Annotated in this window: 14 protein-coding genes and 1 pseudogene; 3 read left to right on the forward strand and 12 right to left on the reverse strand. The window is 37.1% G+C overall.

Translation table 11 applies throughout. The features are described from left to right. Nucleotides 1-272: 272 nt before the first annotated feature. Nucleotides 273-800, forward strand: a pseudogene (locus JN080_RS24035) (IS110 family RNA-guided transposase); the annotation flags it as partial. A 225-nt stretch (nucleotides 801-1,025) separates the two neighbouring features. Here JN080_RS24035 and JN080_RS24040 read toward each other — a convergent pair. The 3 genes from JN080_RS24040 to JN080_RS24050 form a co-directional block, all read right to left on the reverse strand. Further along, nucleotides 1,026-1,439 (reverse strand): hypothetical protein, encoded by a 414-nt coding sequence (locus JN080_RS24040; protein WP_256238517.1) that lies wholly within the window; start codon nucleotides 1,437-1,439, stop codon nucleotides 1,026-1,028. Between the two features lie 222 nt (nucleotides 1,440-1,661). Then, the gene (locus JN080_RS24045; protein WP_256238518.1) at nucleotides 1,662-2,057 is read right to left on the reverse strand and encodes a recombinase family protein; all 396 of its coding nucleotides are present in this window, start codon (nucleotides 2,055-2,057) and stop codon (nucleotides 1,662-1,664) included. A 560-nt stretch (nucleotides 2,058-2,617) separates the two neighbouring features. Continuing rightward, the gene (locus tag JN080_RS24050; protein WP_256238519.1) at nucleotides 2,618-3,967 is read right to left on the reverse strand and encodes a multicopper oxidase family protein; all 1,350 of its coding nucleotides are present in this window, start codon (nucleotides 3,965-3,967) and stop codon (nucleotides 2,618-2,620) included. Nucleotides 3,968-4,457: 490 nt separating this feature from the next. On the opposite strand from JN080_RS24050, the gene JN080_RS24055 reads away from it, so the two are divergent. After that, nucleotides 4,458-4,937 (forward strand): hypothetical protein, encoded by a 480-nt coding sequence (locus JN080_RS24055; protein ID WP_256238520.1) that lies wholly within the window; start codon nucleotides 4,458-4,460, stop codon nucleotides 4,935-4,937. 184 nt (nucleotides 4,938-5,121) lie between these two features. Here the strand turns inward: JN080_RS24055 and JN080_RS24060 are convergent, their stop codons facing one another. The 3 genes from JN080_RS24060 to JN080_RS24070 all read right to left on the reverse strand — a co-directional run bounded on the left by JN080_RS24060 (nucleotide 5,122) and on the right by JN080_RS24070 (nucleotide 6,590). Beyond that, nucleotides 5,122-5,970: a family 1 encapsulin nanocompartment shell protein gene (locus tag JN080_RS24060; protein WP_256238521.1), complete on the reverse strand. Its 849-nt coding sequence runs from the start codon at nucleotides 5,968-5,970 to the stop codon at nucleotides 5,122-5,124. Nucleotides 5,971-5,988: 18 nt separating this feature from the next. After that, entirely contained in the window at nucleotides 5,989-6,273 is a 285-nt protein-coding gene (locus JN080_RS24065) for a hypothetical protein (protein ID WP_256238522.1), read from the reverse strand. Between the two features lie 134 nt (nucleotides 6,274-6,407). Further along, on the reverse strand, nucleotides 6,408-6,590 hold the full coding sequence (locus JN080_RS24070) for a hypothetical protein (protein ID WP_256238523.1): 183 nt from the start codon (nucleotides 6,588-6,590) through the stop codon (nucleotides 6,408-6,410). Between the two features lie 228 nt (nucleotides 6,591-6,818). On the opposite strand from JN080_RS24070, the gene JN080_RS24075 reads away from it, so the two are divergent. Then, the gene (locus tag JN080_RS24075) at nucleotides 6,819-7,325 is read left to right on the forward strand and encodes a DoxX family protein (RefSeq protein WP_256238524.1); all 507 of its coding nucleotides are present in this window, start codon (nucleotides 6,819-6,821) and stop codon (nucleotides 7,323-7,325) included. Nucleotides 7,326-7,958: 633 nt separating this feature from the next. Here the strand turns inward: JN080_RS24075 and JN080_RS24080 are convergent. The 6 genes from JN080_RS24080 to JN080_RS24105 all read right to left on the reverse strand — a co-directional run bounded on the left by JN080_RS24080 (nucleotide 7,959) and on the right by JN080_RS24105 (nucleotide 13,150). After that, nucleotides 7,959-9,149 carry a serine hydrolase domain-containing protein gene (locus JN080_RS24080; RefSeq protein WP_256238525.1) on the reverse strand — a complete coding sequence of 397 codons (1,191 nt, stop codon included), beginning with the start codon at nucleotides 9,147-9,149 and terminating at the stop codon, nucleotides 7,959-7,961. Between the two features lie 307 nt (nucleotides 9,150-9,456). Beyond that, nucleotides 9,457-10,650 (reverse strand): FtsW/RodA/SpoVE family cell cycle protein, encoded by a 1,194-nt coding sequence (locus JN080_RS24085; protein WP_256238526.1) that lies wholly within the window; start codon nucleotides 10,648-10,650, stop codon nucleotides 9,457-9,459. A gap of 68 nt (nucleotides 10,651-10,718) precedes the next feature. Continuing rightward, on the reverse strand, nucleotides 10,719-11,645 hold the full coding sequence (locus JN080_RS24090; protein ID WP_256238527.1) for an NRAMP family divalent metal transporter: 927 nt from the start codon (nucleotides 11,643-11,645) through the stop codon (nucleotides 10,719-10,721). Next, a complete protein-coding gene (locus JN080_RS24095) occupies nucleotides 11,593-11,973 on the reverse strand; it encodes a divalent metal cation transporter (RefSeq protein ID WP_256238528.1) in 381 nt (126 codons plus the stop codon). Before JN080_RS24095 ends, JN080_RS24090 begins: the two co-directional genes overlap by 53 nt. Nucleotides 11,974-11,987: 14 nt before the next feature. Then, nucleotides 11,988-12,914: a magnesium transporter gene (locus JN080_RS24100; protein WP_256238529.1), complete on the reverse strand. Its 927-nt coding sequence runs from the start codon at nucleotides 12,912-12,914 to the stop codon at nucleotides 11,988-11,990. Further along, nucleotides 12,905-13,150 carry a hypothetical protein gene (locus JN080_RS24105; protein ID WP_256238530.1) on the reverse strand — a complete coding sequence of 82 codons (246 nt, stop codon included), beginning with the start codon at nucleotides 13,148-13,150 and terminating at the stop codon, nucleotides 12,905-12,907. The genes JN080_RS24100 and JN080_RS24105 overlap by 10 nt, the downstream gene beginning before the upstream one ends. Between the last annotated feature and the right edge of the window lie 434 nt (nucleotides 13,151-13,584).

A 13,584-nucleotide genomic window follows, 5' to 3' on the forward strand; every position in this document is an offset into this window, starting at 1 on the left:
ATTTTCTGGTTGACCTTTTTCTACATGGTCTTATTATAACGGTAGTCGGGGTAGAACGTCGTACCCGTGGAACAATATTCCGTCAAGTAAACTGTTCACCCCCTACTTGTATAAACGTGTTTTAGGCTGGTTGGGACAAGGACCCCGTTTAGCAAGCGAACCTATGACATTACAAGAAGCCTTAGGGGATACCGACAATTGTTAAATACAGAGGAGGAGATTTGATTATGAATCCAGTCATTGGTCTGGATGTTTCAAAAGGTGAAAGTCAGAGTAATATTTTTAATCTTGAGTTATTAGTCAAGATCGTTCTCCAATATCAAGAGCATCTATCTAAGATTGCAGATGAAATAGATGCCCTTGCTAAAGAAATTGAAGAATATCATATACTCCAGTCTATCCCTGGAATCGGAGAAAAAATCGCCGCCACGATTATTTCCGAAATTGGTGAGATAGATCGATTTGATAATGCCAAAAAGCTCGTTGCATTCGCTGGAGTAGATCCAAGCGTTTACTCTTCTGGTAAGTTTACAGCATCAGTAAATCGAATTACCAAACGAGGTTCTTGTACGCTTCGTCATGCCTTGTATATGGCTGTTCAAAGTGGTATTCGTGATGCCCGTAAAAAGAAAACGACTGATGAGATCATAGCACGTAATAAAAGACTAAGAGAGTTTTACGATAAGAAACGTGAAGAAGGAAAACCCTTCAGAGTAGCCATTATTGCCTGTGTAAATAAACTCTTACACTGGATTTACGCCTTACTAAAAAACAGAACTACTTTCCAAGTTATAGCTTAGAAACTATATATATCTAAATACAACAAAACCTTCCAAAAATAAGATAGTGGAAGGTTATTTGGCATGATCCTTTTTGTATACCATGGTTGTTTAAAATATTTTATTGAAAAATGTTGACAAACTATTAACTGGTATACTTTAAGTGAAATAATACACATACATTTAATTTCCTACGAGTTAAATCAATAATTACTCCTACGATCACACAAATACATTATTTTTTTCTTATTTTAAATAATTTTTTCTTGTTCCATATCTCTTCCGGTAAACGAATTTTCTTAAATCAACGTCTTTTAAATTGCCGTCATAACACAAAAAGAGTAAAGATTGAAACTCCTTAAAATTCTCCATGATAAAAAGAGCGAATTCTTTTCGTTCGCTCTTCATTTTCATTTTTACTTCTTCTTTTAAAAGGATGTCGTCAAGTTGGTCTTTGTAATAGGCTTTCGTATCTTCCCATTTATCTTTACGATTCACCAAAATATCCTTACCATACTCCGGTAATTTATCAATAACAAGGTCGAAATACCCCTCTGACCACATTAACATTTTATCTTTTTCTGGAAGTTCAAGTACCATTTTTAACAATTCCGTTTCGTCCATATCTTCTTGAATGGCATATTTTCCGACCCGATTCATCATACCCACCTCATGTGCGAATCATTTGGTCTTAGTTTGTTAATTTGTGTTTGAATGAATTCATTATTTATTCTAACTTTGTGAAGGATTGTACTTAAACTAAACTGCCAATATATACAGTATTTCAAGGCGTAGTATTTAACGTTAATAATGTTAGATACTACGCCTTTTTTGTATCTTTAAATACTCCATATATTCAGTAAAGAAAAATAGTAATTATAGTTAATATAGAAAGAAATACAGAAATACATCACTATTAAGTTTGGAGGTGATGTTAATGAAAGTGCAAGAGGTTTTAATTAACATAGCTTTTCCAACTGCCGTATTCGTGTCTATGCTATCGCTTAAAGAAACAAAATTTACCCCTCTTTTATCCAGATCCTCATGGATTTCATAAAGCTGCTTTGTTGATCTGGCTAAACGGTTTAATTTGTAAATTAAAAAAGTATCTCCTTGCTGCAATTGGTCTAAAGCTTTTTTTAATTCCTCCCGGTCCGCTTTCTTTTTCAGAAAACAGCAACAAACGATCGTTTTATCTGCTGCATATTTTTCGATTGCTCCAATTTGCATATCTAAATGGTGATCCTCTGTTGACACCCTTGCATATCCAATAATCATTGAATTTCGTCCCCTTGACCATTCGTTTTATGAACACTTTTAGAAGAACAGCAAAGATAACAACAAAAACTAAGAAGGGTTATTGTATACGTCTATAAACTCGTCTATACTATGTACATAAAATAATTCTATAAAACGAACGTTAAATAGACACATAAATTAGGATATTTTAAGTTCGTTATTAGCCATAAAGACAAAAGGTTGCCTTAAGGCAACCCAGTTATAAGGATTTTTAACTTTTTTAATCATTTTGCGATTTCTTGTACAGAGCCGTTCAAAAAGGTTAATAAATCGTTCAAAATTAGTTCAAAACAAAAAATCTCAAAAACAGTCGTTTTTGAGATTTATAACACAGAAAAAATGGCATTCTCAACTGACTTTATTTTTATTTCGAGAGCTGAAATTTCAAGAAACACGCCCTTTTGTTGAAAATCACTGCTTAGTCCTTATATTTTCATGTAGGTGGAGAGAAAGTAAAGTGCTATTAAGAGCAACAAATCATTTTAGAAATGAGCATAATAAAAGGTGTCACCTTATGATTTGGCGACACCTTTTATTTATTATTCAACTACTTTTACTGTTGTTACAAGTCCACCCATATGCAAACTGTTTTCTGCATTCATCGTATGATCCAACACATGGCAATGAAACATCCAAGTACCGACGGCATCTGCTTTAAAAGCAATATCATACGTTTCTCCAGGCCCAATTGACAGTGTGTTCATTTCCTGGGGATTGTTTGAAGAATGGCCATCTTTTGCAATTACCTGGAAGTCCATCCCGTGCAAATGCATGGTATGGTATTCTGTCGGATCGATATTGATAAGCCGAATCCTTACAGTTTCCCCTTTTTTCACGACCATTGGCGGGGTATCTGGATAGCTGCGTCCATCAATGGTAAAATAATCTTCCTCATCTTCCATCGTTCCCTTTACATGGAAGCCACTCAAAATCATGGTATAATCATGATTATATTTCGCCTCAGCATTTGGATCCTTAGGATCAATAATGAAGGCTCCATATAACCCGCTTCCGACCTGTTTCATATCATCATAGTGAGAATGGTACATAAACGTTCCGGGGTGACTTGCTATAAATTCATAAGTAAACGATTGCCCTGGTTGAACAGCAGATTGGGTAACGTCAGGCACGCCGTCCATATCATTTGGCAAGTGCAGTCCATGCCAGTGAATAGTCGTCGGCTCAGAAAGCTTATTTACTAATTTGATCTTTATGCGATCCCCTTCTGTCACGCGGATAGTTGGACCCGCCACCTGACCATTGAATGTCCATGCCTTTGCAACAACCCCCTTTACAGGGTTCCAAATATGCGGCTCTGCCACAAGTGTAAATTCTTTTGTGCCATCTTTCGAGATAGACGGGGTAAGACCCACACCGTTAAACACATCTTTTACTTGTTGCTCTTCTGCATTGAATTCGTCAGTCGCAGCTTTGTCCGTCATGTGAACCTTTTCTCCATCGGCATCAGCGTGTTGCAGAAATTCGTTTAATACTTGAATCAACTGATTATCCAATGTTGCGATTGCCTGTTTATCAGGGGGGGCAGCTTTTGAACCGGCTACTGTCGGATTCAAATACTTTTCTACGTTTTCATATAAATCCGGATGTTTTGGTTTTACGCTGTCCTCTATTGAACTCCAAGTATCCTCTAATTTCGTTCCTGCTCCTTTAATATTTGTTCCATCTCCGGAAGAAACTTCCTTCTTTAATTCATTAGCAGCGGACAATAATTTTGTGATGTCGCCCTTGATACCATTTTGGGCATTAGCTTCAGCTGTAGCTGAAGAGTTCACATTCTTTGACACAGATGAATTGACTGCACTACAACCAGATAAAGCAACAGTACCTATAATAGCTAACGCCAAAAGTTTACCTACTGTTTTATGCATGGTATGTATCCTCCCCAATTTTTAAATTTATCAAGAAACATTCTCAATATATATCAAAAAAATGAATTGTGGTTCCAATGTTTTCAATCTATTTTTTTATCAAGATCATTTTATAGTATTCATATTGAAAATCATTCTCAGTTAAACACAAAATTAGTATATTCAAATGATTTTGATTAGTCAAGAGCTTTTGGGAATAAATCATTTAATACTTTTAAAAGTTTCCTTCATTTTCCTATCTATAGTTCATAACATTATTGTCAAAAAAGGTCTTCCCTATTGTTTTTGATGTGGGCTTAAAGGTATTATCATTGTTTTTGAGAGGCTATATAATCCCCTATTGCTAATAGCAGGAGAAACAGCTCCTTTATAAAATTATCAATCTTTTTTATAATAGTTCTGGAAACAACAATCTAATTGACAATGATTATCATTATCTATAAAATCAAAGTTAATAATCGATAATTTTGGACGAAGGGGAGCAAACAACATGTTTAACATACTATATGGTTTAAAAGACATTCATACTGTCCTTTCCAACCACCGAAAACTTGGCGGAGTTGTTGAAGCAGATAACATTCGACTATCTTCAGGTGAAACCTACCATAATCCGGTATTTACGAATGTTGACATGTCTAAAGGTCAATATGTGTCCCTTGGCTTTATCGATGAAAAAGGAACAAATATTATGATTCATGTAGACCAAATTGCCGTCATTAAAGGATTACAGCATAAATTAATATGGCAACTTAATAATCTACATGTAAAACAATTATTACTTCAGGATGCCATCCAATACTTACAAAAATTATGCCAGGTAAATTCCGGGTTTATCACAAATTCCTTTAAGAAGGAAGCACTTAAACTTGTGAGGGATATCAGTGTAGATGAACTAAAAAATCACAATGTGTCCCTTCCGTTCCCGCTTGAAGAACAGATTATCCCTATAAACGATCGTATATATGCATAAAAACGAGGTTCCCGGAGGAGCCTCGTTTTGTTTTGTACGAAAAAATTTCGGCCTGGCAAGCTAACCGAAAAACGTTATATATTTCTTCCCTTATTTTTTCTTTCTCATTTTCATTTGGTTCGCAGAGGACAGTGCCATTTTCAATGATTTTGACCGTCCATACTCTATTATCCATTTAAATCCATTAATCCTTAGGATCTTCCAGCGTACAAATAGCAGATGGGCGCTTAATTCTCAACACAGCTGTTTCATAAACACGGAATGGATGATTCATTCCTTCATCTCCTAGGTATGCTGTTTCCAAATCTTCTGAAATAGCAAGATCTAAAGTGTTTCTTCCTGTATTAACAAGAACTCCTGTTTTTCCTTTTAAGACAGGTGATTGAAAAACCCCATCGGTCACAAGTTCTCGAACATGCTCAATTTCAAGAACGTTTGTATCCTTATGTACACGGTGCAGCAAAGAATAAAGCTCAGGGGATAACACTAGAGCAAACGGTCCGTTTTGGTTCATTTCAATTAATTTACTTCTTGCTTCCACAACATCCTGAAAGGCATTCCCAGATTCATACCACTCCCCAATTAAATGTGTTAATCGGCCTTTCACATTCATAAGACCCGGAATATCAAATTCTTTCGATCCGTGAAAAATCATCTGGTCCTCCAAAATGGCTACATCTCGGGCTGCATTTGCAGCTGGTGAAAAGTCATTTAGGATATTCAAAACTTTTGCTTGCTCAAGATCACGCCAGTATAAAACGAAATCTTTATACAGCATGGGGATGGTATAATTTACCCTTTTACTTGTTTCGATCTCTGGATCAAAGGATCCTTGGAAATCCATTTTTGCTTCATAGTTTTCCATAAAAATATCATTAAAAATGCTTTGTACGCCCCTTCCAAGCGGACCGTACAACTCAATGAAGCGCCGTCCTACCAATTGTTTTCTTGCAGCTTCAATGACAGTTTGCTCTAACCTCTCCAAATCTTGATTTGTTAATGGAAAATCCTGTGAATAAGATGAATAATTCATTTTTTCCTCCCTTTTCCCTTATCGCATTAAACTCCCTACAGTAAATCCCTTTTCTTTTTTTATTGTATTTTTGATTTGTGAAGAATCAGAATCTGGTTTAGCCAAATGACCATGGTCTTCGTCATGGTGTGCATGCGGGTCCACATATTGATGATTAAACCGTGCATTTATTTCAGTCAGCATTTGCTTTACTTGTTGATAATCTTGGTATGAAACATCTCTCATCTGCTTTAATAGGGTACTTCGCTCGGGATCTGTAAATTGAAAGAGTGCTAAATCGAGATGCTCTACGAAGTTATGCAATCCAAATTTTTCAAGATTTAATTCCTGTAAAAGCCGATTAAATTCGTTGTTGGTTGCACAAAATCTGGCTCTTCTTTTTCTTGTTCAAATTTGCCGATCAGTGGGAGCAGCTCAGCTAAACGAGACAGCCGCTGTTATTCCTCTTCGGTGATATGGTGATAATAAAGGCGTTCGTGTTCATCAGTAGCATTTTGGATTACTGGATCAAGTATACTGATAAATTTTTCGATAGCATCTCTAGTCGTTGTAAAAATACGAAAAAGTATTTTTAATTCGTCTCTCAAGTCCTGCACCTCTCTTTTTAAACTAAAATCCATTATGTCCATATATTCCCTTTTTAATAAGTTTTATCCCTTTGTTTTTCAAAAAATTCTAATCATTTTAAGATATTGATTCTCATTGTCATAAATAAATAGTATTAAAATTAACTTTTTATAAAAATTTTCTGAATTATAAGTTGACAATCCACTAATAACACATGATAATAATCTATAGTTGATAATGATTATCATTATCAACTATAGATTGGAAAGGAGAGATCTTAAATGATTCAATATCTAAGAACAAATCGTTTCGCATCCTACATACTGACAGTACTGCGTCTATATATTGGATGGCAGTGGCTGCATGCCGGATGGGGGAAAATTTCAGGAGGATTTGACGTAAGTGGGTTCCTTGCAGGTGTAATTAAGAAGGCAACCGGAGAACATTCAGCTGTACAACCCAGGTGGGCCGATTTTCTGAATGGATTTGCAATCCACAATGTAGGTTTATTTAATGTTTTAGTTCCGTGGGGAGAATTTCTTGTAGGTGTAGGACTTATTTTAGGTACTTTCACTACTTTCGCAGCTTTAATGGGGGCAGTTATGAATTTTTCTTATATGTTCTCAGGAACTACTAGCACAAATCCACAAATGGTTCTCATTGAGATCTTAATCCTAATTGCAGGCTTTAATGCTGCGAAAATTGGATTAGACCGCTGGGTTATTCCATTTCTAAAAACCAAAATTCCTCCGGTAAAATTGAAATATACATTAAAAAATACAGCATAATAAAATTAAAAAAATTCCGGTTAGGAATAATAATAACCGGAATTTTTTATGTATTACACAAACAGACCATGCTTAGGCTGTTCAATTCTTAATCATAGATAAAATATTGTCTCTTAAAAATCTAGTATTTTCATATAAATAAAATGAATCGAAATTTTATTGAAAGCGAGGTTATTAGATTGTTAGTGTGTAAAAACCACGTTTGATGTCCCTCATGCCACAAAACTAAACCGATTTACATGAATGTGTTCAATTAGCAAGCAAAAAGCGGAAGTAAAAATTTTTTATTCACTGCCCTTTCTAGAAAAAACAGAAATCAACTGAAACTTCCTAAATAAATCTAACTCACGAGTTTATTACCTACCAATCTGCAATTAGAAACCTAGCTAATCTTCACTGTAAAGGCAGCTTGGTTTTAATGTTAAAATAAGTGCAACGTCAAAAGTGACATTTGAAACACTAAAAAGGTTAATAATTCGTTCAAAATTTGTTTAAAACAAAAAATCTCAAAAACAATCGTTTTTGAGATTCAGAACACAAGAAAAATACATATTAATATATGGAAAAAACCACTATTTTTTAGAGAGCCGAATCTCTTCAATAAATGCGCCCGTTTACTTGAGAAAGCATTTACTATAAATGTTTATCTCGTAAAATACTATAAATCTGATTATTCGCAACACCTAATGATTTCACTCCGTTTTGTACATTGGACAATAACACAACAAATTCATTTCCACTTCTGCTAAAGCTATTTAAGCTGTTGAACCCTGGCAGTACACCGTGATCCGAATAGCTTCCAGGATCCCTATACATACCAAAAGCATAATTATTTTTAAATGGGGTAAAAAACTGCTTTAAACTGCTTTTTGAGAACAATTCTCCATTATAAAGAGCTTTATCAAACAAATACATATCATATGGAGTCGTATAAATATCTCCGCAGCCAAACAGCTCAGACATGTCAGGTAGAGACGGTGAGATCATTGAGTTATCCTTTACCTTATATCCCGTTGAGATATAAGGTTCATGGGAAAAGTAATCACCGAAGCCAGTATGTTTCATGCCTGCCTTATTAAAAATATGTTCCTTTACATAAGCATCGAGCGGTTCTTGCGTTACTTTTTCGACAATGTACGCGAGTATGGAATAGTTAGAATCACTGTAATTCCATTTTGTCCCCGGTGGAAATTTCAGATGACCTTGTCCGATTTTCGTGATTAAATCTATATGGGAAATTTCCTGCTTGGTTTCTGAGTGTTCAGGGATACCAGAAGTGTGAGTTAATAAATAATATAGCTTAATGCGATTTCCATTAGGAAAGTCAGAGATATATTTTGATAAATAATCATTTATATTTAACTTCCCTTGTGCTTGCAGCTGCATGATCGAGGCTGATATAAAAACCTTTGTAATGGAGCCTATATAGTATACGGTTTCCGAATTATTTGGGAGTTTCTTTTCAAAATCAGCATAACCGTATCCTTTATTTATCAAAATCTTATTATTCTTAACAACTAACGCAGTTCCGTTAAAATTTAAACTTTTTAAATAGTCGTCAATAGCAGGGGCGTTGTTACTATCTACCACCTTCCCTAGTTTAACTTTTTGGTGGGGGGTATTTTTTTTCAAACCATGACTTACGACCTTTTTTGATTGATCACCCTTAGAATTTTTAATTGATTGGAAAAAGAAAATAGAGATACTAATGATAATGGCTGCTGAAAAAAATAATAGAATGAATCGTTTAAAAATAGGCTTTAACTTCCTTTTTTGGCGCCTTTTATTTGTACGATTCAATGAATCCTTACGATATTTCTCCATATTTTTTGATCCTTTCTATTAAAAACAAAAATGAAAGAGGTACCAAAGGAAGGAATCCCTTTAAATTTGTTCGTTAAGCAATAGTAGATTTTGATTTAAATGAAACTATTTCATCATTGGAGGAGTAATATAGTTAATTCCATTGGCCATCGTTGTATAAAAAGCTCAAACTTCCTTTTTCCTCTGAACAAAGTGGTGCCTGGAGCCTATTTTTACGTTGGAGCCGGCATTCAAGAAAAGGTATTGTTAATCGGCACCACCATCCGCAGTTCGCGATTGATGAAGATGCCATAGCCATTGGTGTCGATTAGTCCCTGATCGGATATACATTCCCCCTATTAATTTTCAGCTGCTCCTGTTTATTTTTAAATTTCTTTTCATATGTAACAAACATGGAAACATTAACAAGAATTCCCATCGCTATCGCCAATTGAATGAGCGAAGATCCGCCATAGCTGACAAATGGCAGCGGGACACCGGCAAGGGCAATTAGACCGGAAACACCGGCAAGATTAATAAATGCCTGAATGCCAATCATGCTGGAAATTCCAATCGCTAGTAAACTGCCAAATGGATCCTTGCATTGCAATGCAATGTGAAATCCCTTTAATACAATATAAGCCAAGATAAGAATGACAAACCCAACACCCCATATGCCCAGTTCCTCAGCAATAACCGCCATAATAAAGTCTGTATGGGGTTCCGGCAAATAACCGAGCTTTTCGATTCCTCTTCCCAATCCCAAGCCATTGATTCCACCGGAACCTATCGCTATGTAAGAATTGGCAAGATGATAGCCCGAGGTTTGCTGGTACTTAAACGGATCCTGTAAGACAGCAAAACGCGACATCCGCTTGGCCGTAAAAATTTTATTATGAAAAATAAGTACAATAGGAATCGCCGAGATACCCGCAAAAAGCCCAAGTTTTCCGAAATTTTTAAAACTCATCCCGGACGAAAAAACCATCGCTGCCGCAAACAGGAGAATAATTTCAACGGTACCGAAATCCGGCTGGGCCGCGATCAGCATACAAACCAGTCCTAAGTAAATTAGCGGAGGGGCAATACCTTTATTAAAATGATTAATATAATGTTGTTTTTTGGCATACACAGCAGATAAATAAATAATGACACAAAGCTTGATGAATTCTGAAGGTTCAATACTTAACGGGCCAATACGAATCCAGCTTTGCGCGCCACCTGCAACGTGACCGAAAAGCGTAAGGATCATTAAAACAACTAATGAGGAAAAAACGGTTGTCATTAAGACCCGCTTATTTTTCAATATTTTGTATGGAAATAAGGCAGTCAAAACAAAGATAATAGCGGCCAAAATAAGAAATAATTTTTGCTTTTGATAGAAATAATCACTTGAAACACCATACCTTTGGACTGCTGTCGCCATACTTGCGCTATAGACCATTATTAAACCGAAAAGTGACAACAGGACGATTGCAATCACTAGTGTATAATCGTACGATTTTAGCATCTTCTTAAACATCATTCTTCCTCTTTTCTCACGTTTTCGGAATAACAAACGGGCCTGCCATTTTCCATCACTTTAGGGACCTAAAACACTGACAACACCACAAGGATCAATGATAAAATCACGAGAATGACGATGGTGGCCCAGCCAATGATGTTATTCAAAAGTTTATTTGTATATTTTCCCATTACCTCTTGATTGTTCACTAAAAGCATCATACAGATAAGAATCACTGGTAAAAGGATGCCATTAATCCTTTGCGACCACAAAGTAATTTCGATCAGCGGCGCATTTGGAATTAAAATAATCCCGGCTGAAATAAGTAAAATCACCGTATAGAGCCAGTAAAACTGGGGAGCTTCCCGCCACTTTTTCTCAATACCGGCCTCAAAGCCAAACGCTTCACACACATAAAACGCAGTGGCAACCGGCAGGATCGTCGCTGAGAAAATCGAGGCGACGAAGAGTCCAAAGGCAAACACCTGGGAAGCCATCGCCCCAGCAAAAGGCTTTAGGGCAAGTGCCGCATCTTTGGCATCAGTAATCTGTGTACCATGCCCATTGACAAAAAGAGTCGATCCGCAGGCTACGATAATAAAAAAGGCGACGACAATCGTGGCCACGCAGCCCACGATAATATCGATGATTGTGTATTTATACTCCTCTACCTTCAACCCTTTTTCAATCACAGAAGATTGCATATAAAATTGCATCCAAGGGGCAATGGTTGTACCGATTAAACCAATAACGGTTGACACATAATTAAAGTTTAGAGCAACCTTAGGATGAACCATCGCCGTCCCGATTTCCGGCCAGTTTGGTTTTCCCATTAAGGCAGAAACAATATAAGATAGTAAGGCCACACTAAAAATAAGAAAGATTTTTTCCGCAAACCGGTACGTCCCCTTTACCACCAGCACCCAAACGGCCAACGCGGCAAGCGGAACGGCAATATATTTATGAACATGAAATATCTCCATGCTGCCCGCGACCCCGGCAAATTCTGTCATCGTATTGCTTATATCCGCCAGCAGTAAACCAAGAAAAATGAAAAAAAGTTACCTTTACACCGGCATTTTCTCTGATGAGGTCTGCCAACCCTTTTTCTGTTACAACCCCCATCCGGGCATTCATCTCTTGAATGATTAACAGCACAATAAAGGCAGGAATCAATGTCCACAAAAGATTATAGCCGTACAATGCACCTGCAACGGAATAGGTTGTGATACCACCAGCATCATTATCCACACTTCCCGTAATCACCCCTGGTCCAACAAGTGAGAAGAAGATGAGCACTTTTTTCCACAGACCGGGCTTTTTCGCTACTCTCGCAATCATATTCCCCATCCTTTCTAGCGCCTTCTTCTTGCTTTCAGCAGATTGTGTACGACGTCGTTGATATGGACCATACCGATAAGGGTCATGCGATGATCGACAACAGGCACACCAAGGAGATTATATTTTGAAATGATTTCATTAAGGTTTTCAATTTCCTCATCATCACTGACATAGATGATGTCACGGTTCATAATCTCATCCAGCTTTGTCTCCGGTTCAGCCAAAACCAAATCGCGCAGCGAAAGAAAGGCAATCAACCGATCCTGATGATCAACAACATATAAATCATACATGCACTCCGGATCAGGCTTCAGCCTGCGAAGCTCTCCAATCACTCCCCTTATTGTCATGTCTTCGTGAAAAGAAATAAAATCAGTAGTCATTAAGCTGCCTACTGATTTTTCAGGATAATCCATGAGTTCACGAACTTCCTCAGAGGCATCCTGATTCATACTGCTTAAAATTGCACTTGCCTGTTCATCGTCCAATTCCACAAGAATATCGGCTACTTCGTCTGTTGGCATTTTTTCCAACATGAAGGCTGCTTCCTCAACTGTCAGATTTTCGATTACATTCAACTGTGCCTCAGGCTCTAATTCTTCCAGAACATCCGCTGCTTTCTCAGCCTCTAATGAAGAAAAGACAGCAAGCTGTGTTGTTCTATCTAAATCCTCAAGAATATCGGCTAAATCGGAGGGATGCAGGGTATCCAACTTCGAATAGAATTTCGAGAGCTTGATTCCGTGCCGAAAAAAATCAATCGCCTCTACCTCATCCCAAAGCAGAAATCGACTTGGAATATTGACTCCAAGGGGTTTAAGAAGATGCTTTAATGGTTTAGCAACTCCAAGCCTTCGGAGCAGTCCCTCAAAGCCAATATCCGCCCCAAGTAAATAAACACCGGTGGACAGGATGGCAAGCCTAAGATCATTTACCCGCACGACTTTCCTTCCATCCATATCAACAATTTGCTTATCGAGAATTTGTTTAACAAGCATAAAGCAGTTTCTGAAGTAAATTCCTTTTCCACCACGCTTTTGCATTCAAGTAAATATTGGTTTTTTTTCTTTGTAATCGAAAATGTTGAAAAATCAATCATCTGTATTTTATTTCCTGTTTTGACTTTTGCCGCAATGACCCGTGGCCGGACAGCTGTAACATCAACAACTAAGTCCAACAGCTTCCCGTCTGGGTGTTTTTTTTTGATCGAACCATACTTTATTACCAAGAATTCGGCTTAAATAAAAGGTTTGGGCAGCAGGCACAGCGTAACCTCCTCATCGTAAATCGTCATTTAGGGGGAAGCAGATTTCCTTCTAACCTGCTTAATGCATAAAACTATAACGATCCCAAGGACATGTATTGTGATTACAATTAGTGTTCTCCAAAATTTTTTTCAGAAACAATAATACCCCCAAATCGAGGGTCATCCCTAAATGTAAACGACATACTTAAAGACGTCGTTTCCCTCCATAATCCCTTTAGCCCCTATAAAAAATTTCAATCAAACAGAAAGAGACGTTATCCGGTAATTCCCGGCTGCCAATTGTCCTGTACGGCTTCCGAGGAGGGGGAGACTTACCAACAAGGATTTATAACAATCGAATGAAT

The sequence above is a fragment of the Bacillus sp. EB600 genome, from assembly GCF_024494385.1.
Taxonomy (GTDB): domain Bacteria; phylum Bacillota; class Bacilli; order Bacillales; family Cytobacillaceae; genus JAEVLT01.